Here is a 24,390-nt window from a genome sequence, read left to right as displayed (position 1 = left end):
CGTTCGGGGCAATGTGTGGCAAGCGTGCCGCCAAAGGACGGCCACGGCGAGCCGCAGGGGCAAAATCAATGTTACCGAATGTTCGCAGAACGAGGGGGTCAGGCGCCCTGATCCAGCACCACCTGCTCCAGCGCCAGGATCGGCACGTCCAGCGGGGCGGTATCGAAAGTGCGCAGCAGTTCGACGAGAATCTGCGTGGCCGGACCCAGCGGCTTGTCCTTGTTCGAATACAGATAGAACGTGGGGTGCCGACTGCCGCCCTGTTCCAGGGGCAAGGCGGCGAGGGTGCCCTCGCGCAGCTCGCGTTCGATCATGTGCCGGGGCAACCAGGCGAAGCCCAGGCCACTGCCGACGAAGCTGGCGGCGGTGGCCAGGCTGCCGACGGTCCAGCGCTGCTCTGCGCCCAGCCAGCCGACGTCGCGCGGTTGCTGGCGGCCCGAGTCACGGATCACCACCTGCATGTGGCCGTGCAGGTCCTGCACGCTCAGCGCCCGGCCCATGGCCAGCAGGGCATGTTCGGGGTGCGCGACGGCAATGAATTCGATGGCGCTCATTTCGGCGCCCAGGTAGCCCGGAATGCTGTAGCTGCTGATCGCCAGGTCGGCGACGCCTTCCTGCAGCACTTCCTCGACCCCCGACAGCACTTCCTCGCGCAGCCGCACTCGGCAGCCGCGGCTCTGCGGCATGAACGCGGTCAGGGCACGAATCAGCCGCGCGTTGGGGTAGGCCGCGTCGACCACCAGGCGGACTTCGGCTTCCCAGCCCTGTTCCATGTGGTGCGCAAGGTCTTCCAGCTGGCTGGCCTGCTTGACCAGTTGCCGGGAGCGGCGCAGCAGCACGCCCCCGGCGTCGGTGAGCACCGCCTTGCGCCCGTCGATGCGCAGCAGCGGTACCCCGAGCTGGTCCTGCATGCGGGCCACGGTGTAGCTGATCGAAGACTGCGAGCGGTGCAGGGCTTCGGCTGCCTGGGCGAAGCCGCCATGGTCGACCACGGCCTGCAGGGTTCGCCATTGATCAAGGGTGACGCGCGGCGCTTTCATCTTCGACTCCTGTGTCTTGTGCGCACCGCCCGCCCGAGGGTGCAGCGATCCGTCTCGATGCGCCACAGGGTAGAGGAATGATCGGACAAGACAACTTATTTGATGGGTCGTGGCAGGTATCCAGGGGTCTTCCATCGATCCCACGCTGGCTTCACTGGCCTGACCTGCCCCAGATGCGCTAAGGTCCGCGCCTCGCAAATTCGGGGCGCACCATGCAATACCTTCTGATCGTCACCCTCATCCAGGCCTTCTCTTTCAGCCTCATCGGCGAATACCTCGCCGGTCATGTCGACAGCTATTTTGCCGTCCTCGCCCGGGTCCTGCTCGCCGGGCTGGTGTTCCTGCCGCTCACCCGCTGGCGCCAGGTCGAACCGCGCTTTGTGCGCGCCATGCTGCTGATCGGCGCGCTGCAGTTCGGCATTACCTACGTGTGCCTGTACCTCAGTTTTCGCGTGCTGAGCGTGCCGGAAGTGCTGCTGTTCACCATTCTGACGCCGGTGCACGTGACCTTGATCGAGGATGCGCTGAATCGCCGTTTCAACCGTTGGGCGCTGGTAGCGGCCCTGGTCGCGGTGGCAGGTGCCGCCGTGATCCGCTTCGACCGCGTCAGCCCGGACTTCTTCATCGGTTTCCTGCTGTTGCAGGTGGCCAACTTCACCTATGCTGCCGGTCAGGTGCTGTACAAGCATCTGCTCGCGCGCCACCCCAGCGATCAGCCGCAATACCGCCGCTTCGGCTATTTCTATGTCGGCGCCTTGCTGGTGGTGCTTCCGGCATTCCTGCTGTTCGGCAACCCCGACCACCTGCCGCAGGCGCCCTTGCAATGGGGCGTGCTGGCGTTTCTCGGGCTGGTGTCGACGGCGCTCGGCATGTACTGGTGGAACAAGGGTGCAAGCCTTGTGCCGGGGGCGACGCTGGCGGTGATGAACAACCTCCACGTACCGGTCGGTCTGCTGCTCAACCTGCTGATCTGGAACCAGGACGAACCACTGGGACGGCTGTTCCTGGGGGGCGGGGTGATCCTTTTCTCGGTGTGGTTGAGCCGTCTGGGCGTGCGAGACAGCAAGGTGCGAGCATGATGAAAACAGGATCCACAGAAACGTCCACACGCAACTGGTCCAGCGTCATCGCGCTGGCACTGGCGGCGTTCATCTTCAATACCACGGAGTTCGCGCCGGTCGGGCTGCTGACGTCCATCGGTCAGAGCTTCGCCATGCCAACGGCGCAAGTAGGGCTGATGTTGACGGTGTATGCCTGGGTGGTGTCGCTGATGTCGTTGCCGATCATGTTGCTGACGCGCAACGTCGAACGTCGCCGGTTGCTGATCGGGGTGTTCATGCTGTTCGTGGTCAGCCATGTGGTGTCCAGTGTCGCCTGGAGCTACGCAGTGTTGCTGGCCAGTCGCATCGGTATCGCCTTTGCCCACGCCCTGTTCTGGTCGATCACGGCATCGCTGGCGGTGCGGCTGGCGCCACCGGGCAAGCACACCCAGGCGTTGGGGTTGTTGGCCACCGGGACGTGCCTGGCCATGGTGCTGGGCGTACCGCTGGGGCGGGTGGTGGGCGAGGCGCTGGGATGGCGCACCACGTTCGTCGGAATCGGTGTGGTGGCGACGGCGGTGGGGCTGTGGCTGGCGAAAAGCCTGCCGGCGCTGCCGAGTCAGAACTCCGGTTCGCTGCGCAGCCTGCCCATGTTGCTCAAGCGCCCGGTGCTGGTCGCGCTGTATGTAACCACGGCGCTGGTGATCACTGCGCAGTACACGGCCTACAGCTACATCGAACCGTTCGTGCAGGCGGCGGCACGCATGAGCGGGGAGATGACCACGACCTTGCTGCTGCTGTTCGGCGGCGCGGGGGTGATCGGCTCCCTGGTATTCAGCCGCTACAGCGGCCGTTATCCGCGTAGCTTCATGGTGGTGTCGATCGCCCTGCTGGGCCTGTGCCTGATGCTGCTGTTGCCGCTGGCGCGCCACGCCACCTACCTGAGTGTGGTGAGCGTGGTCTGGGGCATATCGATCATGTGCTTCAGCCTGGCGATGCAGTCCAAGGTGCTCGAGCTGGCGCCGGATGCCACGGACGTGGCCATGGCGCTGCATTCGGGCATCTATAATGTCGGCATTGGCGGTGGGGCGCTGCTGGGTAGTGTGGTGATCACCCAGTTGGGGGTGGCGAACATCGGCAGCGTCGGTGCGCTGATGGCGGGGGCGGGCTTGTTGCTGTGCTGGCACACCACGTATCGGCGTGGTCATTCGGCCCCCGCCTCGGGTTGACCGGTCTGCAACACCGCGCCGATCCCGGACGCGGCTTGCGCCGCTGCTACAGGGGAATGCGGTGTTTCTGGGGTAACGCGTTGAGGCGCGATACAGGGGAATGCGGGGGGTCGGGGGAACGCGTTAAGGCCGGATGCAGGGGAATGCGGTGTTTCTGGGGTAACGCGTTGAGGCCTGATACAGGGCAACGCGGTCCCTGTAGCAGCGGCGCGAGCCGCGTCGGCGGCGCATGCGGTTTGCCTGGGTGACCGCGTGCTGGTCGGATGCAGCATCGAGGGCGTAACTAACGGTTCCGCTTGCAACCCTTTTTAAAATACAATCGATCTCATTTACATCTGACAGGTGCCGATGATGGTCGATCTTGCGGGGGCGGACGTTCGGGCGTTCGAAACGCTCTACCGCGACAATCGCAGCTGGCTGGAGCAGTGGCTCAGCCGCCGGCTGGGCAGTGCCTGGGATGCGGCGGACCTCAGCCAGGATACGTTCGTCCGGGTGCTGGCCAGCCCTCAGTCGGTGGCTGACCTGCAGGAGCCCCGCGCCTATCTCAAGACCGTCGGCAAACGTCTGCTGGTGAACTTCTACAAACGGCGCAGCCTGGAGCAAGCTTATCTGGATGCGCTCGCCACGCTGCCTGCAGACGTCGCGCCTTCGCCGGAACAGCGCTGGCAGGTGCTGGAAACCCTGCACGCCCTGGATCAGCTGCTCGATGGCTTGCCCACCGCAGTTCGCCGCGCCTTTCTGCTCAGCCAGCTGGAGGGGCTGGGGTACCGGGAAATCGCCGAACGGTTGCAGGTCAGCGAGCGCAGCGTCAAGCGCTACATGGCGCAGGCCTACGAGCACTGCCTGCTGGCCGAGCTGTGCTGAGCCCCGAGCCGAGCGACGAAGCACGTCGGGTTGCCCGGTCGGCGGCACGCTGGTGGGTGTGCATCGAGTCCGGCGCGGTCAGCGAGCAGGATCTTGCCCGCCTGCAACGCTGGCGTGAAGCCAGCGACGCCCACGAGTCGGCCTGGCGGCGGGTATCGGCGCTCAAGGGCCGCTTTCAGATCCTGCCGCCAGCGCTGGCCATGGCCAGCCTGGATCGTCCGGCGCCAGGCCGTCGCGACATGCTCAAGGGCTTGCTGGGCGTAGCCGTAGTGGCCCCCGCCGGCTGGTGGCTCGCGCGCGAGCTGCCCCTCGACGCCTGGCGCGCCGATGAGGCCACCGGGACTGGCGAGCGGCGCCGACTGACACTGGCCGATGGCAGCGTGTTGCATATCAATACCTCGACGGCGGTCGATATCGATACCGAAAAACGGCAACTCACGCTGCGGCGCGGAGAAATCATGTTGCGCCTGGCCGACGCCACGCCGTTCCACATCCGCACGGCGCTCACCGACGTGAGGCTCGACCAGGGTGAGATCAACGTCCGCGAGGGCAGCGGCGTCTGTCGGCTGTCGGTGCTTGCCGGGCAGGCAGAGGTTCGCCCCACAGGCTTCGCCCCGCTTACCTTGCGCACAGGGCAACAAATACAGTTATCCAACGCAGGGCCTGGTCCGATCACCGGTTTCGATCCTCGCCAACCGGGTTGGCGCGAAGGCGTGATCGTTGCCCTCAACCAGCCCCTGGGGGAGTTTCTGCGCGAGCTGGACCGTTATCGCCCCGGCATTCTGCGCTGGCAGCCCGAACTGGACGCCTTGCGCGTGACCGGCAGTTTTCGCCTGGACGAGCCGGATCAGGTATTGAATCTGTTGGCGGTCAGCCTGCCGCTGCGCGTGCAGTGGCGCACGCGCTATTGGGCCACCTTGGTGCCGCAGGAAAAATCCGCGTAGCGCCTGTCCCCTTTTGCGCGCTCGCTTGTCATGGAAAGGTAAGCACACTCAAAGAGCCTTCAGCCATGCCCGCACGGCCCCCTCGTTCGTTTCCCCGGTCCACCCGCAAGCCACCGACCTACTATGCTCGTGCGTTGCACCTCAGCGTGGTGCTCGGCCTGGCGCCGATGCCGTTGCAAATGGCCCTTGCCGATGGCGGCGCTCGCGTCTACAGCGTGCCGCAGGGCGATCTCGCCGCTTCGTTGACACGCTTTGCCAGCCAGGCCGGTGTCAGCCTGTCGGTCGCCCCCGCGTTGGTCGATGGTCGGCGCAGCGCCGGGCTGGCCGGTGAGTACAGCGTCGAAAGCGGTTTCGCCCAGTTGCTGGCCGGTAGCGGTCTGCGTCTGCAGGCGGTGGGGCAGAATGCCTATATCCTGGTAGCTGCGCCCCAAGGGGCAGACGTCGTGGAAATCACCCCCACCACGGTGACCGGTGCCGCGCAAGGCAGCCTTGCAGGCGAGCCGTATGCCGGTGGGCAGGTGGCGCGGCGTGGCTCGCAAGGCCTTTTGGGTGCGCGAGACTTCATGGACACGCCGTTCAGCATGACCACCTACACCAGCGAGACCAGCAAGAACCAGCAGGCCCGCACCCTGGGCGATCTGGTCGCCAGCGACCCGGCAGTGCGTACCACCAACCCGGCAGGCGGGCGTTTCGAACAGTTCACCATTCGTGGCTTCAGCCTGTTCAACAGCGATGTGTCCTACAACGGGTTGTACGGAATACTGCCCACGTATTCCATCGACATGGAAATGGCCGACCGAGTGGACATCCTCCGCGGGCCCAGTCAGTTGATCAATGGCATTTCCCCGCGGGGCAGTGTCGGTGGCGGCATCAACGTGGTGCCCAAGCGTGCCACCGATACGCCGATCAACGAGTTCACCGCCAGTTACGCTTCCGACAGCCAGGCCGGCGGCGCGGTGGATGTCGGCCGCCGCTTTGGTGAAGATCAGCGCTTTGGTGTCCGCCTCAATGCGGTGAAGCAAGCAGGTGATACCACGTGGGACCAGCAGAGCGTGGACCGCGAGATGGCCGTGATCGGGTTGGATTTTCGCGGCGAGCGCCTGCGGCTTTCCACCGACCTGGGGCATACCGAACGTGATACCGATGCGCCGCAGGAGCGCGTCCAGGTCGGTGTCAACGCGCGCGTGCCGGGTGCCAACCATGTGCGCGACAACTACGCGCAACGCTGGAGCAAGGCGCGTACCGAGGATACGTTCGGGGCGTTCAATGGCGAATACGATTTGAATGATTCGACCCTGCTGTACGGCAGCATCGGTGCACGGGAAAGCAACCACGATTTCCTCCGGCACAACGTGTCCGTCACCAACGATGCCGGTGACTTCGAGGTACTGCCCCGCGACTTCACCCGCGACGAGAGCGTGCGCACGGCCACGGTGGGCGTGCGCAACTGGTTCCAGACCGGCCCGGTCAGTCATGAAGTGAATCTGGCCGCCAGTCATTTCTACATGGACTTCACCAATGGCGGCGCGCGGTACGCCAGGGGGCGCAGCAACCTTTACAACCCGATAGCCACACCAACGCCGACCAACCCCACGCGGCAGGACGCGAAGGTCTATACCGAGAACAGGTTCGACGGCGTGGCGCTGTCCGACACCCTCGGCTTCTTCGACGACCGCTTGCTGCTGACCCTGGGCGGGCGCTGGCAGCGGGTCAAGGTCGATGACTGGAGCGATGGGGTGAAAGGCGATACGGGCTACGACGAGGAGAAGTTTTCGCCTTCGGCAGGCGTGCTCTACAAACTCACCGACGAGCTGTCGCTGTATGCCAACTATCTGGAAGGCCTGAGCCAGGGCAAGATCGCGCCTTCCACCTCGATCAACGAGGACGAGATTTTCCCGCCTTTCATCAGCCGCCAGGTGGAGGTGGGTGCCAAGTACGATCTGGGCAGCCTGGCTATCACCGCGGCCGCGTTTCGTATCAAGCAGCCGGCGTACGAAACCAACACCGTCACCCGCACCTTCGGGCCCAATGGCAAGCGCGAAAACAACGGCGTGGAGTTGAGTGTGTTTGGTGAGCCGCTCGCTGGCGTGCGCCTGCTGGGTGGGGTGATGTACATCGACAGTGAGCTGAGCGGTACCACTGCAGGCGCCTTCGATGGCAACCGTGCACCCGCCACGCCCGAGCTGAATGTCAACCTGGGTGCAGAGTGGGACGTGCCGGCCTTGCCAGGGTTGACGCTCAGTGGACGCGGGATCTACTCCAGCGCGCAGTACCTGGATCAAGCCAACAGCAAGGAAATCGACAGTTGGGAGCGATTCGACGTGGGGGCGCGGTACGCGTTCAAGGTGCAGGGCAAGGCCGTCACGCTGCGCGCCAATGTCGAGAACGTACTGGACAAGCGCTACTGGGCGTCGGCTGGCGCTTCGGACGATAGCGAACCGGGGTTGACCTTGGCCACCCCGAGAACCTACCTGGTCTCCGCCACGGTTGGCTTCTGACTGTCCGTGGGACCAGCCATCTGTGGGAGCGGGCGCTCCGGTGTGTCAGACGGTATGCGGTGAAGCCTTCGCGGGCAGAGCCCGCTCCCACAGGTTGGACGCGGACCCTGTGGGAGCGGGCTCTGCCCGCGAAAAAGACACTGCGGTGTATCGGCTTAAACCTTGAAGCGTCCGACCAACCCTTTCAGATGTCCGGAAATGTCTGTCAGCCGCCCCGATCCCGATTGTGCCGTGTGCGCGTACTTTTCGACCAACTGAGCATCGGCATGGATCTGCGCGATGTGCCGGTTGATTTCTTCGGCCACCTGGTGCTGCTCCTCTGCCGCCGTGGCGATCTGGTTGTTCTGGTCACGGATCGAATCAACCGAAGTACGAATCTTGTCGAAGCTATCCCGCGCCTGCTGGATGCATTCGACGCTGTCCTGGGACACCTGCAGGCTCCCCTGCATCTGCTGGGTGATGACCTGGGTACGGCGAGCGAGATTGCCCAACAGGCCGTCGATTTCCCCGGTCGAGTCGGCGGTACGACGGGCCAGCGCCCGCACCTCGTCGGCGACCACGGCAAAACCACGCCCCTGGTCTCCGGCCCGCGCCGCCTCGATGGCGGCGTTTAGCGCCAGCAGATTGGTCTGCTCGGCGATGGAGCGAATGGTGTCCAGAATGCTGTTGATGTTCTTGCTGTCCTGCTGCAGCAGCTGCATGGTTTCAGTCGACTGTTGCAGCTCCGAACTCAGTTTGAGCACGCAGGTGGTTGCCTCGCCAATACGCTGCTGACCGTCGCTGACCTGTTGGTAGCCATTGTCGGCGCTGGTGGCCGCTTCGCCGCAGGAACGCGCCACTTCGTTGGCCGTCGCGACCATTTCGTTGAACGCCGTGCTGACCAGCTCCACCGCTTCGCGCTGGCGCCCAGCCACTTCATCCATATTGCGCGCGACCTCGTGCGTGTCGGCGGCGGCCACCTGCAGGTCGGACGATGCGGTGCCGATACGTTGCACCAGCTGCGAAATCATCCCGATGAACTGGTTGAACCACCCGGCCAACGCCGCCGTCTCGTCCTTGCCCTGAACCGTCAGCTGACGCGTCAGGTCGCCTTCGCCTTCGGCAATTTCCTGCAGGCCGTTGGCGACGCCCCGGATCGGCCGCACGATGACCCCGGCGAAGCTTGCACCGACGATGGCGAATACCACGGCAAGGGCTGCGGCGATGGCTGCGATCAGCCAGGTCAGGTTCGATGCCCGGGCCATCACCTCTTCACGCTCGATCAGGCCGATGAAGCGCCAGCCAAGCCCGGACGAGCTGACGATGTTGGCCATGTACACCTTGCCGTCGATCTCGACCTGGGTCGAACCGTCGCCGTGCCTGGCCAGCCCGGCGTAGTTGGCGCCCAGGTCGGCCAGCGGCTTGAAGTTGTGCTGTGCATCGCTGGGGTCCACCAACACGTTGCCGTTGGCTTCGATCAGCATCAGGTAGCCACTGTTGCCCAGCTTGATGTTTTTCACCAGTTCGGTCATCTGCTTGAGCGAAACATCCAGGCCCACCACGCCGACCACCTTGCCGGCAGCGTCGGTGACACTGTGCACCGTACCGATCAACGACACATCATCGGCCGCCCAATAGTAGGCGTCCGTGCGCACAGTGGTGCCGGGTGCGGCCATCGCCGCCTTGTACCAGGGGCGCTGGCGCGGGTCGTAGTTGGCGATCTTCGGATCGTTGGGCCAACTGGCGTAGCCGCCATCGCTGAGCCCCAGGGACAGGTAGGCGGTGCTCGGATGGGTTTTGGCGAAACCGTCGAAAATCTCCAGCAAACGCTGGTTGTTTTCGGTCAGGGGAATCTGTGGGGCGTCTGCGCCCGAGTAATCCTTCAGACCCGTGGCGGCGACGATACGTGGGTCCTTGGCCAGGTACTCCACGTTCTGGCTGATGCCATCGAAGAACTGCTTCATGCCATTGTCGATCTGACGGATCTCCCGCCCGCTGCTGTCGACGAAGTCGGCCCTGGCAGCTTCGCGCAAGTTGAAGACGACGAGCACGGCGACCACGATCACTGGCAGGCAGGCGATGATCGCGAACCCCCAGGTCAATTTTTGCTTGATGTTCATGGTGTATTCCGCTGGTTTTATAGGTGTTGGTCGGCAGAAGGAAAGGCAGCGTGCTGCGTGCAGTCTCGGGAATTGTTCTTCGCATCGCTTTCAACCTATCGGCGACGAAAGGTCAAGCTGAACCGCGTCCATCGCGCGCCGGACAGGCGGTCGCATCGGCACGCAAAACGGTGATGGGCTGGCAGGCAGCTCGCGGTACTTTTTCAGTCGTGCAGAGTCTACTCAGTGACTTTTCTGACAGAGCGTTCGCGCATGCCCACCGTATCTCGTCTTCCACTGTTCGCCTTCGCGCTGGCCGTGGTCATCCAACCAAGCCTGGCGGCGCCGCGCAGCGTGCCTTCCATCGATACCGAAGATGCCGCACTGGGCAGTGTCGAGATCGGCGAGGCATCAGGCCGCTTTCACCCGCAACTGAGTGTGGATGTCCGCAATGGCGACTTCGCCCGCGGCAACTACGACGATGACGCGGCAAGCCTGGGTCGCGTGCCGTTGCATGCCCAGGCCGGTTTCGCCCTGGACCTGCACCAGGCTGTCGACGGTCGTGCCAACGCCTGGCTGGTGTTCAGCACGAGCAACGGTTTCCATGATCCATCGAGCGATGAAACGGTAAGCCCGCGGCGCTGGTACGAAAGCAACAACCTGCTGGGCCTGGTGGTATCGCCGGTCGAAGGGCTGAGGCTGGGGTTTGTCTACACGGTCAAGACCAGTCCGAACGATGTCGCCGACACCACTCAGGAGGCGAGCTTCACCCTGGCCTACCAGGCTGATTCGGGGTTTGGCGCATGGCGCCCGGGTTTGGCGATCACCAGCCGTACGCAGGGGGACAGTGGCCTGTATACCCAGGGCAGCGTGGAGCCGGGCGTGGACCTGAGCGATGCCGGTCTGCGCTTGAGTTTTCCCAGCACGGTCGGCATCGGCTGGAATGGATTCTATGGTCCCGATTCCGGCGACCGTCTCTACGCCCGCAGCGGGCTGGCGCTCGAGCAGCCTTTCAAATGGGGGGAAACCCGTTGGAGCGCCCGCGCCGAGGCCCTGGCAATCTACCGCGATGGCACCCTGCGCGAACTCAGCGGCCCTGACGGCGAAACCGACAGCGTGGTGCCTCAGGTGACCATGAGCCTGTCCATGGCGTACTGACCATTACCTGTAGGAGCGGGCACGGACCGCTCCTACAGATGAATCTGCTTCGGGGCCAGGGCCTGGTGCCTCTACCAGGACACACCTTGATTCAGAATCCCTGCTTCGGCAAAAACCTGTAACGGTATGATCTGGCGCATTCCCATCCCTCCCAGAGGTTTCCATGCAGTCCAGACTCATCGCTTACCCGGCCATGGTCGCGCTGACCGTCCTTCTTGCCGGCTGTGACGCGGCCGAAACCGCGGCGAACAAGGTCATCGAAACCTCCAAGACGCAACTGGTCGAAGCAGCGCGTGACACCTTCAGCGAATCGGCCAAGCAGATCAACGAGACGATCGACAAGGCGCAGCAGAGCGCCAAGCCGTGGATGACGGAGGGTGACGAGAAATCCGAAACCCGACACTCTGCAGCCGAGCAGGAAGCTAAGGAAAAGTCGGAAGGGTAAGCCTTTCCGCCTCTTCACAATTTATCAAGCATCAGGCCTGAATGCCACAGCGGGCATGACTAGATCTTGAAGCTGTCCACCAACTGCTTCAAACGGTTGGCCTGCTGGGAGAGCGCATCGCAATTTCGCAGGGTTTCGGTGAGGTTGGTCACGCCCTGCTGATTCAGCATGTTGATTTGACTGATATCCACATTCAGCGCCTCCACCACCGAAGTCTGCTCCTCGGTAGCGGCAGCAACGGATTGGTTCATGCCGTCGATCTCGCCGATTCGCTGGGTCACGATGGCCAGACGATCGCCGGCCTGGTTGGCCACCGTCATGCTTTGCTGACTGGAAGCCTGGCTGGTATTCATGGTCACCACCGCTTCGCGCGAACCCACCTGAAGCGCCGTGATCATCTTGTGAATCTCTTCTGCAGACTCCTGGGTGCGATGCGCCAGGTTTCGCACCTCATCGGCCACGACTGCAAAACCACGGCCCGCTTCACCGGCCCGCGCCGCCTCGATGGCAGCGTTCAAGGCCAACAGATTGGTTTGCTGGGATATACCCTTGATCACGTCGAGGATGTGGCCAATGTTGTCGGTGCCCGCGTTCAAGGTTTCAATCTGCTCGCACGACAGGCTGATTTTCTCGGATAACGTGCTTATTGCCTCGATGGTCCGCGTCATCACTTGGCGACCGTCGTCGGCCTGACCGCTGGCATCGCTGGCCTGACGCGACGCTTGCGCGGCGTTGCGGGCAATCTCTTGGGCGGCAGCACCCAGCTCGTTGATTGCAGCTGCAACGCTTTCGGTACGGGCGCTTTGCTCGTCGGAGCCTGCGATGGACTGGTTGGAAGAGTGCATGACCCGTTGGGCCAATGCATGCACTTCCCGGGTAGCCGACGACACCTCGCCGATGGAGGCATGGATGCGCTCGACGAACTGGTTGAACGAGGTACCGAGTTCACCGAATTCATCACGGCTTTCAACGACCAGGCGACGCGTCAGATCGCCTTCGCCCTGCGCGATGTCACGCATTGCCCGGCCCATGGTGACCAGTGGACGCATTAAGAATTTGATGAGCAAGGTCAGCAACAAGGCAATGGCGAGAACGGCAACGACCATGGCGATCACGGCCGACGTACGGAACTGGCGCAGTGGGGCGTAGGCTTTGTCCTTGTCGATCGACAGACCCACGTACCAATCCGCCGAAGGCAACCCTGTGACCGGCGTGAACGACAGCAGTCTCGCCTGACCATCGAGGGTGACCTCCTGCAGATTCTTCTCGATTCGCGGCGTGCTGCCGGGGTAGATGTCTTTCAGGTTTTTCATGACCTGATCCTTGTCCGGCGACACCAACACTTGACCGTCTGCGCTGACGAGAAACGCCTGGCCGATCCCGCCAAAATCCACCGAATTGATGATCTGCACCAATGTGTCGAGGCTCAAGTCGCCGCCGACTACGCCCATCAACTGACCTTGGCGTTTGACGGGCGCTGCCACCGTGACGACCAGGCCACCCACCGATGCCAGATAGGGCGGCGTCAGCATGACTTGATCCGCTGTCACTGCAGCTTTGTACCAGGGCCGCTGACGCGGATCGTACCCGTCAGGCATCTTGGTGTCGGGCCGCTGGATGAAGGTGCCGTCGGCCACACCCATGTAGGTGAATTGAAAGTTGGTCGTGATCACGGGCTGGTCCAGCAGGCCCGGGTAGTCCGCCTTATCGCCTTGATAGGCAATGTTCTGGCGCAGGTTTTCAATCACCAGCATCCGGCCGCTGAGCCAGTTCTTGACGCTGCTGGCGGTCAGCTCGCCCGACTGCTTGACCGATGCGCTGAGGTTCTGCTGGATGGCGCTGCGCTGCAGGTAGTCGTTGTAGAGCGTGAACAGTGCGAACGCCAGGATGACGATGCTGCACCCGGCGATCAGGATTTTATGGCTGAATTTCAAGTTCATGGACGCTAGAGGTTCCGGGGCATGAGGGGGCGAAAGCCAGGCGCCGTGCTGGGGATGCGGCAGCGCTGTCAGGCAGCAGGTCGGACTGGGGGCGAGCACCGGATGGCGGCCATCGAGTTGCGCCGATAACGGTGGTCTCAAGCGTTTCGGCTGCGGGCGCGCGAACATGAGAACTGATCGTGGTTTTCCGCCACATGGTCATCGGCCGAGGAGGGCGTGCCGCGCAGTGCCTGACACACCGCGAAGGGCACACCGCGCAGTCCCTGATTCACCGCGGCGGCTCATTCGCGGGCAGAGCCCGCTCCCACAGGGGCTGCGGCATCCCGTAGGAGCGGTCATCGGCCGCGAAGGGCGCACCGTGTGGTACCTGACACACCGCGGTGCGCCCTTCGCGGCCACGGACCGCTCCTACGAACGGGGTTGCGTTCAGTGCGGACCGGTCACCGCCACCAACCCGCCGCGCAGATCGGCGCCGCTGGGCTTCTGGTAGACGCTCAGGCCAAACTCCGGCAGCACGGCCAGCAGGTAATCGAAGATATCGCCCTGAATCCGTTCGTACTCCGCCCACGCCGTGGTGCGGGTGAAGCAGTAGATTTCCAGCGGCACGCCCTCGGCGGTGGCTTCCATCTGACGGACCATGCAGGTCATGTTCGGCTGGATGTCCGGGTGGGCGTTGAGATACGCCAGCGCGTAGGCGCGGAAAGTCCCCAGGTTGGTCATGCGCCGCTGGTTGGCCGACAGTTCCGCGACCTCGCCCTGCGCCGCGTTCCACGCCTTGAGTTCGGCCTGCTTGCTGCTGACGTAGCCGCTGAGCAGGCGAATCTGGGTCAGGCGCAATTGCTCCTGTTCGTCGAGAAAGCGTATGCCGCTGGCGTCGATGTGCAGGCTGCGCTTGATGCGCCGTCCGCCGGACTGCTGCATGCCGCGCCAGTTCTTGAACGACTCGCTCATCAGCCGCCAGGTGGGGATGGAGACGATGGTCTTGTCGAAATTCTGGATCTTCACGGTGTGCAGGGTGATGTCGACGACGTCGCCGTCGGCGCCCACCTGGGGCATCTCGATCCAGTCGCCGACGCGCAGCATGTCGTTGCTGGTCAACTGCACGCTGGCCACGAACGACAGCAGGGTGTCCTTGTAGACCAGCAGGATGACCGCCGACATGGCGCCCAGCCCGGACAGCAGCAACAGCGGCGAGCGGTCGATCAACGTGGCGACGATGATGATGGCACCAAAGATGTACAGGATCATCTTGGCCAGTTGCACGTAGCCCTTGATCGAGCGGGTGCGGGCGTGCTCGGTGCGCGCATAGATGTCGATCAGTGCATTGAGCAGGGCCCCCAGGGCCAGCACCAGGAACAGGATGGTGAAGCCCAGCGCGATGTTGCCGATCACGTGCTTGCTGTTGTCGCTCAGCACCGGGATCAAGCCCAGACTGAACTGCACCACCAGCGACGGCGTCATTTGCGCCAGGCGATGGAAGACCTTGTTGTGCAAAAAGTCGTTGAGCCAGTGCAGCGATGGCCGGCGACTGAGCAGCTTGACCGCGTGCAGGGTAAGGAAGCGCGCCAATCGGCCCAGGGCGAAGGCGGCGATCAGCAGCAGGAACAGCGACACACCGGCCTGCAGGACCGGCTGGTCGTCCAGGCCAGTGATGAACGTGACGGTTTGGTGCCAGAGCGATTCGATGTTCATGGGGTGGCGTGCAGCTCCCGGATTGAAAAGGGGCGGGGATTAAAGCCCATCGAGTGGGGCAATCGCCACGCCTGGAAAGATTTGCACGCAATTTACCGACTTACGGGTAAAGAAATTCGGCTAATCGTGCGCAAACCGGTACCCTATGCAGTCGAATTTATGTACTCCGTCGAGGTAACACCCGTGTTTTCCCAATTCGCCCTGCATGAACGCCTGCTCAAAGCCGTCGCCGAGCTGAAATTTGTCGAGCCGACGCCGGTGCAGCTGGCCGCCATTCCCCTGGCATTGCAAGGGCGCGACCTGCGGGTGACGGCGCAAACCGGCAGCGGCAAGACTGCCGCATTCGTCCTGCCGATTCTCAACCGCCTGATGGGCCCGGCCAAGGTGCGCGTCGACATTCGCGTGGTGATCCTGTTGCCGACCCGCGAACTGGCCCAGCAAACCTTGAAGGAAGTGGAGCGCTTCAGCCAGTTCACTTTCATCAAGGCGGGCCTGATCACCGGCGGTGAAGACTTCAAGGTGCAGGCAGCCATGCTGCGCAAGGTACCGGATATCCTCATCGGCACCCCTGGCCGCCTGCTGGAACAGCTCAACGCCGGCAACCTGGACCTCAAGAAGGTCGAGGTGCTGGTGCTCGACGAAGCCGACCGCATGCTCGACATGGGCTTCTCCGAAGACGTGACGCGCCTGAGCGACGAGTGCGGCCAGCGTGAACAGACCCTGCTGTTCTCGGCCACCACCGGCGGTGCCGGGCTGCGCGACATGATCGGCAAGGTGTTGAAGGATCCCGAGCACCTGCTGATCAACAACGTCAGCCAACTGGCCGAGGGCACTCGCCAGCAGATCGTCACCGCCGACCACAACGTCCACAAAGAGCAGATCCTCAACTGGCTGCTGGCCAACGAGACGTACCAGAAGGCAATCGTCTTCACCAACACCCGGGCCATGGCCGACCGTATCTATGGGCGCCTCGTGGCGCAGGAATACAAGGCGTTCGTGCTGCACGGCGACAAGGACCAGAAGGACCGCAAGCTGGCCATCGATCGCCTCAAGCAGGGCGGCGTGAAAATCCTCGTGGCTACCGATGTGGCGGCGCGCGGTCTGGACGTCGACGGCCTGGACCTGGTGGTCAACTTCGACATGCCGCGCAGCGGCGATGACTACGTGCACCGCATCGGCCGGACTGGCCGCGCCGGCAACGAAGGCCTGGCGATCTCGCTGATCTGCCACGGTGACTGGAACTTGATGTCCAGCATCGAGCGCTACCTCAAGCAGACCTTCGAGCGCCGGGTGATCAAGGAAGTCAAAGGTACCTACGGCGGACCGAAGAAGGTCAAGGCGTCGGGCAAGGCGGTCGGCGTGAAGAAGAAAAAGACCGACAAAGACAAAAAAGGCGACAAGAAAAGCGTTGCCAAGGGCCCGACCAAGCGCAAGAGCGTCAACCGTCCCAAGGCCGATGCACCGGCGTTGGTAAGCCAGGACGGACTGGCACCGCTCAAGCGTCGCAAGCCGGCTGTCAGCGAGTAAACTGCGCCAGGCAGGCTGGCTTCCCGGCGGAGGCCAGACCTGCCAAAACACCCCGCAAAGCTGTCTTCGCGCAACTCCCCCGCACCCACCCGGTCCCATACCTGGCAAGCCCTTTCACTCATGTGTTGGAGGTTCTTCCGGATGACCACTTACGACTGGCAGTTGATCGAACGGCTGTTGCACGAAGTGCAGAACGGCGCCAATCAGGATTTCACCCCGCACCGCTATGCCCAGGACCACGCCGATGCAGCCACCGCTCAGGGTGACACGCCTGCTGCTGTCGACCAGTTGCAAACCCAGGCCCGCGACTATGAGAAGCTGTTGCTGGAGCGCGGGTTCATTGAGCAGCGTCCTGACAGCGAAGGTGGCACGGGCCGCAATTTCCAGTTGACGATGCGTGGCTCCAGCCTGCTGAGCCTGCTCGACAGCAGCATCCCCGACAACGATCACGGGCTGGAAGTGCTCGACGAGCAGGACGATGCGCTGGACCCGGCCACCTTCGATGAGTTGGCCAGTAAGCCGCAGATTGTCTGAGCCTTTGGCATGGATTGAAACCGTGTTGCTCTCTTCGCGGCCGCTGACCGCTCCTACAAGGGCGGAATACGGTGTGCCGATGTAGGAGCGGTCCGCGGCCGCGAAGCAGGCGACATGGTGTGCCTGTGTGAGCGCAACCTTCCGCCGCGAAAGCCTTGTGACGCGTGGCTTGTTACACTGGCGATTCCTCATTGCCTGAAGCCATCGTCATGTCGTGGTCAATTCGCCGATGAGCATCGAACGCCGTCAACCCGATGGATTCGCGCTCAAGGTCATGCTCGGGTTGTGCCTGATCTGGGGTATCCAGCAGGTCACCATAAAGTGGGCCGCACCCGATATCGCCCCGGTGATGCAGGCGGCCATGCGCTCGGGCATTTCCGCGGTCCTGGTGGCCGCACTGATGTGCTGGCGCGGGGGCTGGGCGCACATGCCCTACACCTGGCGCGCCGGGCTGCTGGCCGGTTCACTGTTCGGGCTGGAATTCTTGTTCATCGCCGAAGGCCTGAAGCTGACCTCGGCAGCGCACATGTCGGTCTTTCTCTACACCGCCCCGGTGTTCACGGCGCTTGGCTTGCACGCCCTGCTACCCGGAGAGCGCCTGCGGCCCCTGCAATGGCTGGGCATTGCCCTGGCGTTCAGCGGTATCGCCTTCGCTTTCGCCGGCGGAATTTCCTGGCAACATCTGGACCGACGCATACTGCTGGGTGATGCACTGGGCGTGATGGCAGGCTTGTGCTGGGGCGCGACCACGGTGGTGGTGCGCACCTCGCGCCTCTCCGAAGCACCCGTGACGCTGACGCTGTTCTACCAGCTGATCGTCTGCGTGATCGGATTGTTGCTCATCGCCCTGGCCACGGGGCAGTTCACGCAGGTCAGTTTTACCCCGGTCGGCATCGCCAGCGTATTGTTCCAAGGGGTGGTGGTGTCTTTCGCCAGCTTCCTGATCTGGTTTTGGCTGCTGCGACGCTACCTGGCGTCCAATCTGGCCGTGTTCTCGTTCATGACCCCGCTGTTCGGCGTGACGTTCGGTGTGCTGCTGCTGGGCGAACCGCTGAGCGTGAATTTCATTCTGGGCGCGCTGTTCGTACTGCTGGGCATCACCTTGGTCAGCGCCGAGCAGTGGGTGCGCCGACGATTACGAACGTGGATAAGGTAATGAATTACTTGCCTGGCAGATGATCAATACGTAGGACTGCGACTTTTCGACACAAGTGCGTGAATGCATCCTACGTCGCTTAGCGCTATGATCGAACAGAAGCGACGGACCATGACCGTCGTTCGGGCTTTTCCCTGAAGGGGGGCGATATGAACGGTAACTTGTACAACTGGCTCCACGATCTGGCTGTCGCACTGGGGCTGGTGCCGCCGCCACCACAGCCTGTGCCTATCCCGGCCGACAACCACCGGCCTCGGCAGCGCCCTCGGCGCTGAGCCCTCCGGGCCCGTCGCGCGCCATGCAAAACGCCCCTTACGGGGCGTTTTTCGTTGCTGACAGCGCTCAAGCCGCCTGGGTATTGGCCCGGCTGGCGTCGACTTTCGCCAGGTAAGCATCCAGGCGAAGCGCGGCCGCATCATCGACGAACAGCCCCAGCTTGCTGCGACGCCACAGCACGTCTTCGCTGCGGGTGGCCCATTCCTGCTCGTACAGGTAATCGACTTCGCGGCTGAACAGCCCCATGCCCAATTCCTCGCCAAGATCGGCTACCGACTGTGCACCTTCGATCAAGCGCCAGCTGCGGCTGCCGTAGCTGACCGCCCAACGCTCGGCCAGGCCGTTTGGCAGCCAGGGAGCTTTCACCCGCATGTCCTGAGCCAGGGCCTGCGGCGTGCTCATGTCTTCGCCACCGGGCAGGGCACTGGTCGCCGTCCAGCTACCGCGCATCTGCGCGAAGAATGGCTTCAACTGTGCCATGGCCGACTCGGCCAGCTTGCGGTAAGTGGTCAACTTGCCGCCGAACACCGAAAGGATCGGCGCCTCGCCCTGGCCGCCGCTGAGCGACAGGGTGTAGTCGCGGGTGATGGCCGATGGGTTGTCCGACTCGTCGTTGCACAGCGGGCGAACGCCCGAATAGGTGCGCACCACATCGCTGCGGCTGACCTGTTTCTTGAAGTGGGCGTTCACCACTTTGAGAATGTAGTCGGCCTCGGCGTCGGTGATCTCCACCTTGGACGGGTCGCCCGTGTATTCACGGTCGGTGGTGCCCAGGATGGTGAAGCGATCCAGGTACGGGATGGTGAAGACGATGCGCTGGTCTTCGTTCTGCAGGATGTGCGCCTGCTCGCCTTCGTACAGGCGTGGCACGATCAGGTGGCTACCCTGGATCAGGCGGATGCCGTATGGGGATTGCAACTGCAGGTCGTCACGAATGAACTTCGCTACCCAGGGTCCGGCCGCATTGACCAGCGCGCGCGCCTTGAGGGTGAACGTGCTGCCGTCCTCGCACTGCAGATTGACCTGCCACACACCGTCTACACGCTTCGCGTCGACACAGCGGGTGCGGGTATGGATGTGTGCGCCTTTTTCTCGCGCTGCCATGGCGTTCAGTACCACCAGGCGAGCGTCGTCGACCCAGCAGTCGGAATATTCGAAACCGCGGGTGATTTCCGGCTTCAACGCACTGTCGGCGCCGAAGCGCAGGCTGCGCGAGCCAGGCAGCTTTTCTCGCTTGCCCAGGTTGTCGTAGAGGAACAGCCCGGCGCGGATCATCCAGGCAGGACGCAGATGGGGCCGGTGCGGCAGGACGAAACGCATGGGCTTGACGATGTGCGGAGCCTTGGCCAGCAACACTTCGCGTTCGGCCAATGCTTCGCGTACCAGGCGAAATTCGTGGTGTTCCAGATAACGCAGGCCGCCGTGGATCAGCTTGCTGCTGGCCGAAGAGGTGTGGCTGGCCAGGTCGTCCTTCTCGCAGAGAAACACGGAAAGCCCACGCCCGGCAGCGTCGGCGGCAATCCCCACGCCATTAATGCCACCACCGATCACGGCGACGTCGTAGATTTCAGCCAGCGGTTGGCGGGGCAAGGTCGAATGGGGCATGGCAGCCTCCTGCGTTTATCAAGGAGCGTTCGAATGAGTGCTTTGAATTCGAACATCAATGTTCAATTTCGAAAATACTAGCCCAATACGAAGGGCTTAGCCAGTCGAAAATGATTGAAATTGTTGATCGAAGGGGGTCAAAGCGAAGAAATACGAACATCAGAAGCGAAGCTGATGCGCCGTGGGCGTTGCCAGGTGGGGATTGTGGACGGGCAGGGCGGCTTGCGCCGCTGCCACAGGGTCAGACGATCTCGAGGCGGATCTTGTGTTGTTGCAGCAATTGCAGCAAGGCGGGCACGGGTGGCTGATCGGTGACCAGGCAGTCGATCAGGCTGATCGGGCCCAGGCGGACCATGGCATTGCGGCCGAACTTGCTCGAGTCGGCGGCCAGAATGACCTGGCGCGCATTGGCAATGATCGCCTGGCTGACGCGAACCTCCTGATAGTCGAAGTCCAGCAGGCTGCCGTCTTCGTCGATACCACTGATGCCGACCAAGGCGAAGTCGACCTTGAACTGGGTGATGAAGTCGATACTCGCCTGGCCCACCACGCCGCCGTCACGGCGTACGTTGCCGCCGGCCAGCAGTACGTCGAAGTCGTCCTTGCCGCTGAGGATCGAGGCCACGTGCAGGTTGTTGGTGATGATCTTCAGGTGGCTGTGGTTGAGCAGGGCGCGGGCGATGGATTCGGTGGTGGTGCCGATATTGATGAACAGCGAGGCGTGGTCGGGGATCTGGGCGGCAATCGCCTCGGCGATGCGCTGTTTCTCGTCGCGCATCTGGTCGGCACGCATGGCGTAGGCCGTGTTTTCGATGCTCGAATCGTAGGCGGCGCCACCGTGATAGCGACGCAGCAGATTGACCTCGGCCAGCTGGTTGATGTCACGCCGGATGGTTTGCGGCGTCACGACGAACAGTTGGGCCATTTCCTCGATGCTGACATAGCCGCGTTCGCGTACCAGTTCGAGGATCTGCTGTTGGCGGGGAGGCAGGTTCATGGGGCTTCCTTTGGCTGCCATGCAAAAGCATGCATGATGCCGCAGGAACGGGCCCCATCGCCAGAAGTGATTCCATGGACCGCACTTGCGCAGGCCGGAACTGGCCGGTCTGCGCGTTCACTCGGTCACTGCTCTTCGTGCGGTTCCCAGTCACGGGTGCGTTCAACGGCCTTTTTCCAGCCTGCGTAGAGTTTTTCCTTGCCGGTTTCGTCGAGCAGAGGCTCAAAGGTACGCTCGATCACGGCCTTGCCGCGCAACTCATCCAGGCTGCCCCAGAAGCCGCACGCCAGGCCCGCCAGGTAGGCGGCACCCAAGGCCGTGGTTTCGCGCATCTGCGGACGCTCCACCGGAGTGCCGAGAATGTCGGCCTGGAACTGCATGAGGAAGTTGTTGGCCACCGCGCCGCCGTCCACGCGCAGGGCGCTCAGGCGCTCGCCGGAATCCTGTTGCATGGCGTCGAGCACGTCGCGGGTCTGGTAGGCAATCGACTCAAGCGCCGCGCGAATGATGTGGTCGACGCGTACGCCGCGGGTCAGGCCGAACAGTGCGCCACGGGCATAGGGGTCCCAGTAGGGCGCGCCCAGGCCGGTGAACGCCGGGACCAGGTAGACACCGTTGGTGTTCTTCACCTTGCTGGCGAAATATTCGGTGTCGTAGGCGTCGTTGACGATTTTCAGTTCGTCGCGCAGCCACTGCACGGTCGAGCCGCCGTTGAACACGGCGCCTTCCAGGGCATAGGCCACCTCGCCACGCGGGCCGCAGCCGATGGTGGTGAGCATCCCGTGCTGCGACGTCACGGCCTTCTTGCCGGTGTTCATCAGCAGGAAGCAGCCGGTGCCATAGGTGTTCTTGGCCTGGCCAGGCTCGACGCACATCTGGCCGAACAAGGCGGCCTGCTGGTCGCCGGCGATCCCGGCAATGGCGATGCCGCTCTTGGTATGGCCGTAGATTTCCGACGACGACTTGACCTCTGGAAGCATCTCGCGCGGGATGTCCAGGGTCTGCAGCATCTTCTCGTCCCACTCCAGGGTGTGGATGTTGAAGAGCATGGTGCGCGAGGCGTTGGTGTAGTCGGTGACGTGCACCTTGCCGCCGGTGAATTTCCAGATCAGCCAGCTATCGACGGTGCCGAACAGCAGCTCGCCGTTGCGTGCGCGCTCGCGGCTGCCTTCGACGTTGTCGAGGATCCATTTCAGCTTGGTGCCGGAAAAGTACGGGTCGACCACCAGGCCGGTGGTCTGCTTGATGTAGTCTTCCAGGCCGTCGCGCTTGAGCTGCTGGCAGATCTCGGTGCTGCGTCGGCACTGCCAGACCACGGCATTGTAGATCGGGCGACCGCTGTTCTTGTCCCACACCACGGTGGTTTCACGCTGGTTGGTGATGCCGATGGCCGCAACCTGGGCGTGGCTCAGCCCGGCCTGGGCCAAGGCCTCGACCATGGTCGCGCTCTGGGTGGCGAAGATTTCCATCGGGTCGTGCTCGACCCAGCCGGCCTGCGGATAGTGCTGGACGAATTCGCGCTGCGAGGTGCCGACGACATTGGCGTCGCGGTCGAAAATGATCGCCCGGGAGCTGGTGGTACCTTGGTCCAGGGCAATGATGTAGTTCTTGTTGTCGGTATCGGTCATGTCGATGGCCTTGCGCAAGTGTGCAATAAATGCGGAATGTGGTGTTTGTGCAGGCTCAGGAGGCCTGCACCTTCGATGCGGACGCTTCGGCCGACCCGTTGTTCGAGTTTGGCAAATGGCGTGCGATCAGTACCCGGTACGCGCCGGCGCCCAGGCAGGCACCTACGATCGGCGCCACGATGGGAACGATGAAATAGGGAATCGTGCGGCCACCGGTGAAGGCTATTTCACCCCAGCCGGCGATGAACGTCATCAGCTTTGGACCGAAATCCCTGGCCGGGTTCATGGCAAAGCCGGTCAGCGGCCCCATGGCACTGCCGATCACGGCGATCAGCAAGCCCACCAGCAGGGGCGCCATGGCCCCGCGCGGAAGACCATTGTGCTCGTCGCCCAGGGCCATGATCACCGCCATCAGGATGGCGGTGATGACCATCTCGACTAAAAAGGCCTGACCGATAGACAGCGCCGCATGGGGGTAGGTGGAGAAGATGCTCGCCGTTTCGAGGCTCGCTTGCGTGCCCCTGACGATGCCGTGGGTTTGTTCGTAATCGAAGAACAGGCTGCTGTAGAGGGTATAGACCAGTGCTGCGGAACAGAACGCGCCTGCCACCTGAGCCAGAATGTAGAAGGGCAGCTTGCGTTTCTCGAAGCCGCCGAACAGGCACAGGGCGATGCTGACCGCAGGGTTCAGATGGGCACCGGACACGCCCGCCGTCAGGTAGATCGCCATGCTCACGCCGACGCCCCAGATGATGCTGATTTCCCACAGGCCGAGGCTGGCACCTGCGACCTTGAGCGCCGCGACGCAGCCTGTGCCGAAGAAGATAAGCAGTGCGGTGCCGAGAAACTCGGCAGTGCACTGGCCCGACAGGGTCGGTTGTTGCTGTGCGGTCATCGTGTATTACCCCAATTGTTTTTTTTGTCTGACGCCGTTTTCGGCGCCTGGAATCTGTCGTCGTACGATCCCCATCGCACGTCGCAGTACAGCCTTCGAGCACATTGTACTATCGTGCCTATCTTCACAAACGAAAAAATATAGACAAGAAACGCCGCTGTCAAAGGTCGAAAGCGAACGAGTTCGTTCATTGCCTGCGAACTTTTCCGCGCATTTCCGGCAAAGCCACGGTTGGCGTGGCTTGCCCGCCTGTGTCCTAATGCCGGGCATGTTTTTTATTTGTCTGGAGTCCCTGCATGACCCCCGCCCTGGACCTCTTGAAGAAGCACCGCGCCGAGCATCGAGTGCATGCCTATGAACACGATCCCAAGGCAGCTTCCTATGGGCTGGAAGCGGTGGAAAAGCTCGGTCTGACCGCCGCGCGGGTGTTCAAGACCCTGCTGGCGGCGAGCGAAAGAAGCGAGCTGCTGGTGGCAGTGGTGCCGGTGACCGGCACCCTGGATCTCAAGGCGCTCGCGCATGCGGCCGGCGTGAAGAAATGCGAGATGGCAGATCCGCAGGCTGCGCAGCGAGCCACGGGGTATCTGCTGGGCGGGATCAGCCCGCTGGGGCAGAAGAAGCGCTTGCGGACCTTCATCGACCAAACCGCCGAGGCATTGCCCAGCATGTTCGTCAGCGCCGGCAGGCGCGGGCTGGAAGTCGAGCTGGCGCCGCAGCTGCTGGCCGAGCACACCCAGGGTCGCTTCGCCGATATCGGCCGCCCTTGATGCACCAAGGAAATTATTCATCGACTCGACGAGTCGAACGCCGATAGCCAGAAGGCTTGGCCGCCACCCCTTTCCGC

20 protein-coding genes and 1 pseudogene are annotated in these 24,390 nt (G+C 63.0%); 12 read left to right on the top strand and 9 right to left on the bottom strand.

Annotated elements, in window-relative coordinates:
• Positions 1-98: 98 nt before the first annotated feature.
• Positions 99-1,040: a LysR family transcriptional regulator gene (locus IFT80_RS05010; protein ID WP_122479229.1), complete on the bottom strand. Its 942-nt coding sequence runs from the start codon at positions 1,038-1,040 to the stop codon at positions 99-101.
• 212 nt (positions 1,041-1,252) lie between these two features.
• On the opposite strand from IFT80_RS05010, the gene IFT80_RS05005 reads away from it, so the two are divergent.
• The 5 genes from IFT80_RS05005 (at position 1,253) to IFT80_RS04985 (ending at position 7,615) form a co-directional block, all read left to right on the top strand.
• Positions 1,253-2,119, top strand: coding sequence for a carboxylate/amino acid/amine transporter (locus IFT80_RS05005; protein WP_192057546.1), 867 nt, complete (start codon positions 1,253-1,255; stop codon positions 2,117-2,119).
• The gene (locus IFT80_RS05000; RefSeq protein ID WP_122479227.1) at positions 2,119-3,309 is read left to right on the top strand and encodes a sugar transporter; all 1,191 of its coding nucleotides are present in this window, start codon (positions 2,119-2,121) and stop codon (positions 3,307-3,309) included. The genes IFT80_RS05005 and IFT80_RS05000 overlap by 1 nt, the downstream gene beginning before the upstream one ends.
• A gap of 351 nt (positions 3,310-3,660) precedes the next feature.
• Complete coding sequence (locus tag IFT80_RS04995; RefSeq protein WP_122479226.1) at positions 3,661-4,173, top strand: sigma-70 family RNA polymerase sigma factor; 513 nt, start codon at positions 3,661-3,663, stop codon at positions 4,171-4,173.
• A complete protein-coding gene (locus IFT80_RS04990; RefSeq protein ID WP_197975767.1) occupies positions 4,170-5,117 on the top strand; it encodes a FecR domain-containing protein in 948 nt (315 codons plus the stop codon). The genes IFT80_RS04995 and IFT80_RS04990 overlap by 4 nt, the downstream gene beginning before the upstream one ends.
• Positions 5,118-5,284: 167 nt before the next feature.
• Positions 5,285-7,615, top strand: a complete 2,331-nt coding sequence (locus tag IFT80_RS04985; RefSeq protein ID WP_244652339.1) for a TonB-dependent receptor — start codon at positions 5,285-5,287, stop codon at positions 7,613-7,615.
• Between the two features lie 155 nt (positions 7,616-7,770).
• Here the strand turns inward: IFT80_RS04985 and IFT80_RS04980 are convergent, their stop codons facing one another.
• Positions 7,771-9,714: a methyl-accepting chemotaxis protein gene (locus IFT80_RS04980; RefSeq protein WP_192136907.1), complete on the bottom strand. Its 1,944-nt coding sequence runs from the start codon at positions 9,712-9,714 to the stop codon at positions 7,771-7,773.
• Positions 9,715-9,966: 252 nt separating this feature from the next.
• On the opposite strand from IFT80_RS04980, the gene IFT80_RS04975 reads away from it, so the two are divergent.
• Positions 9,967-10,851: a hypothetical protein gene (locus IFT80_RS04975; RefSeq protein WP_244652329.1), complete on the top strand. Its 885-nt coding sequence runs from the start codon at positions 9,967-9,969 to the stop codon at positions 10,849-10,851.
• A gap of 163 nt (positions 10,852-11,014) precedes the next feature.
• Complete coding sequence (locus IFT80_RS04970) at positions 11,015-11,296, top strand: hypothetical protein (protein ID WP_122479223.1); 282 nt, start codon at positions 11,015-11,017, stop codon at positions 11,294-11,296.
• Between the two features lie 59 nt (positions 11,297-11,355).
• On the opposite strand, the gene IFT80_RS21845 is transcribed toward IFT80_RS04970, so the two are convergent.
• The 3 genes and pseudogenes from IFT80_RS21845 to IFT80_RS04960 form a co-directional block, all read right to left on the bottom strand.
• Complete coding sequence (locus IFT80_RS21845) at positions 11,356-12,141, bottom strand: methyl-accepting chemotaxis protein (protein WP_425311994.1); 786 nt, start codon at positions 12,139-12,141, stop codon at positions 11,356-11,358.
• A gap of 69 nt (positions 12,142-12,210) precedes the next feature.
• Positions 12,211-13,236 (bottom strand): annotated as a pseudogene (locus tag IFT80_RS21840) (HAMP domain-containing protein); the annotation flags it as partial.
• A gap of 426 nt (positions 13,237-13,662) precedes the next feature.
• Positions 13,663-14,928, bottom strand: coding sequence for a mechanosensitive ion channel family protein (locus tag IFT80_RS04960; RefSeq protein WP_192136905.1), 1,266 nt, complete (start codon positions 14,926-14,928; stop codon positions 13,663-13,665).
• A gap of 183 nt (positions 14,929-15,111) precedes the next feature.
• Between IFT80_RS04960 and IFT80_RS04955 the strand changes: the two genes are divergently transcribed.
• The 4 genes from IFT80_RS04955 (at position 15,112) to IFT80_RS21755 (ending at position 18,420) form a co-directional block, all read left to right on the top strand.
• On the top strand, positions 15,112-16,455 hold the full coding sequence (locus IFT80_RS04955) for a DEAD/DEAH box helicase (RefSeq protein ID WP_163007604.1): 1,344 nt from the start codon (positions 15,112-15,114) through the stop codon (positions 16,453-16,455).
• A 141-nt stretch (positions 16,456-16,596) separates the two neighbouring features.
• Positions 16,597-16,989, top strand: a complete 393-nt coding sequence (locus tag IFT80_RS04950; protein ID WP_185793888.1) for a transcriptional regulator — start codon at positions 16,597-16,599, stop codon at positions 16,987-16,989.
• Positions 16,990-17,218: 229 nt separating this feature from the next.
• Positions 17,219-18,145 (top strand): DMT family transporter, encoded by a 927-nt coding sequence (locus IFT80_RS04945; protein ID WP_192136904.1) that lies wholly within the window; start codon positions 17,219-17,221, stop codon positions 18,143-18,145.
• A 149-nt stretch (positions 18,146-18,294) separates the two neighbouring features.
• Positions 18,295-18,420 (top strand): PA1414 family protein, encoded by a 126-nt coding sequence (locus tag IFT80_RS21755; RefSeq protein WP_286916280.1) that lies wholly within the window; start codon positions 18,295-18,297, stop codon positions 18,418-18,420.
• A 67-nt stretch (positions 18,421-18,487) separates the two neighbouring features.
• Here IFT80_RS21755 and glpD read toward each other — a convergent pair whose 3' ends face one another.
• The 4 genes from glpD to IFT80_RS04925 form a co-directional block, all read right to left on the bottom strand.
• Positions 18,488-20,026 carry a glycerol-3-phosphate dehydrogenase gene (glpD, locus tag IFT80_RS04940; RefSeq protein ID WP_192136903.1) on the bottom strand — a complete coding sequence of 513 codons (1,539 nt, stop codon included), beginning with the start codon at positions 20,024-20,026 and terminating at the stop codon, positions 18,488-18,490.
• Positions 20,027-20,267: 241 nt separating this feature from the next.
• Positions 20,268-21,023 (bottom strand): DeoR/GlpR family transcriptional regulator, encoded by a 756-nt coding sequence (locus IFT80_RS04935; RefSeq protein WP_043187404.1) that lies wholly within the window; start codon positions 21,021-21,023, stop codon positions 20,268-20,270.
• 125 nt (positions 21,024-21,148) lie between these two features.
• Positions 21,149-22,651 carry a glycerol kinase GlpK gene (gene glpK, locus IFT80_RS04930; RefSeq protein WP_122479712.1) on the bottom strand — a complete coding sequence of 501 codons (1,503 nt, stop codon included), beginning with the start codon at positions 22,649-22,651 and terminating at the stop codon, positions 21,149-21,151.
• Positions 22,652-22,706: 55 nt separating this feature from the next.
• Entirely contained in the window at positions 22,707-23,546 is an 840-nt protein-coding gene (locus IFT80_RS04925) for an MIP/aquaporin family protein (RefSeq protein WP_185793885.1), read from the bottom strand.
• A gap of 296 nt (positions 23,547-23,842) precedes the next feature.
• On the opposite strand from IFT80_RS04925, the gene ybaK reads away from it, so the two are divergent.
• The gene (ybaK, locus tag IFT80_RS04920; RefSeq protein WP_185793884.1) at positions 23,843-24,313 is read left to right on the top strand and encodes a Cys-tRNA(Pro) deacylase; all 471 of its coding nucleotides are present in this window, start codon (positions 23,843-23,845) and stop codon (positions 24,311-24,313) included.
• The last annotated feature ends 77 nt before the right edge of the window (positions 24,314-24,390 follow it).

This window comes from Pseudomonas sp. CFBP 8771, assembly GCF_014841695.1.
In the GTDB taxonomy this organism is placed as follows: domain Bacteria; phylum Pseudomonadota; class Gammaproteobacteria; order Pseudomonadales; family Pseudomonadaceae; genus Aquipseudomonas; species Aquipseudomonas baltica.
Note: the sequence above shows the minus strand (reverse complement) of the source record. Positions and strands in the feature narration are given on the sequence as shown.

Excerpts from the sequence above, each read along its gene's own strand:
- IFT80_RS05000 (WP_122479227.1), top strand. The coding sequence starts at position 2,119 with ATGAAAACAGGATCCACAGAAACGTCCACACGCAACTGGTCCAGCGTC.
- IFT80_RS04925 (WP_185793885.1), bottom strand. The coding sequence starts at position 23,546 with ATGACCGCACAGCAACAACCGACCCTGTCGGGCCAGTGCACTGCCGAG.
- IFT80_RS04970 (WP_122479223.1), top strand. The coding sequence starts at position 11,015 with ATGCAGTCCAGACTCATCGCTTACCCGGCCATGGTCGCGCTGACCGTC.
- IFT80_RS04985 (WP_244652339.1), top strand. The coding sequence starts at position 5,285 with ATGCCGTTGCAAATGGCCCTTGCCGATGGCGGCGCTCGCGTCTACAGC.
- IFT80_RS04960 (WP_192136905.1), bottom strand. The coding sequence starts at position 14,928 with ATGAACATCGAATCGCTCTGGCACCAAACCGTCACGTTCATCACTGGC.
- ybaK (WP_185793884.1), top strand. The coding sequence starts at position 23,843 with ATGACCCCCGCCCTGGACCTCTTGAAGAAGCACCGCGCCGAGCATCGA.
- IFT80_RS04945 (WP_192136904.1), top strand. The coding sequence starts at position 17,219 with ATGAGCATCGAACGCCGTCAACCCGATGGATTCGCGCTCAAGGTCATG.
- IFT80_RS04995 (WP_122479226.1), top strand. The coding sequence starts at position 3,661 with ATGGTCGATCTTGCGGGGGCGGACGTTCGGGCGTTCGAAACGCTCTAC.
- IFT80_RS04980 (WP_192136907.1), bottom strand. The coding sequence starts at position 9,714 with ATGAACATCAAGCAAAAATTGACCTGGGGGTTCGCGATCATCGCCTGC.
- IFT80_RS04950 (WP_185793888.1), top strand. The coding sequence starts at position 16,597 with ATGACCACTTACGACTGGCAGTTGATCGAACGGCTGTTGCACGAAGTG.
- IFT80_RS21845 (WP_425311994.1), bottom strand. The coding sequence starts at position 12,141 with ATGCACTCTTCCAACCAGTCCATCGCAGGCTCCGACGAGCAAAGCGCC.
- glpK (WP_122479712.1), bottom strand. The coding sequence starts at position 22,651 with ATGACCGATACCGACAACAAGAACTACATCATTGCCCTGGACCAAGGT.
- IFT80_RS04975 (WP_244652329.1), top strand. The coding sequence starts at position 9,967 with ATGCCCACCGTATCTCGTCTTCCACTGTTCGCCTTCGCGCTGGCCGTG.
- IFT80_RS04935 (WP_043187404.1), bottom strand. The coding sequence starts at position 21,023 with ATGAACCTGCCTCCCCGCCAACAGCAGATCCTCGAACTGGTACGCGAA.
- IFT80_RS05010 (WP_122479229.1), bottom strand. The coding sequence starts at position 1,040 with ATGAAAGCGCCGCGCGTCACCCTTGATCAATGGCGAACCCTGCAGGCC.
- IFT80_RS21755 (WP_286916280.1), top strand. The coding sequence starts at position 18,295 with ATGAACGGTAACTTGTACAACTGGCTCCACGATCTGGCTGTCGCACTG.
- glpD (WP_192136903.1), bottom strand. The coding sequence starts at position 20,026 with ATGCCCCATTCGACCTTGCCCCGCCAACCGCTGGCTGAAATCTACGAC.
- IFT80_RS05005 (WP_192057546.1), top strand. The coding sequence starts at position 1,253 with ATGCAATACCTTCTGATCGTCACCCTCATCCAGGCCTTCTCTTTCAGC.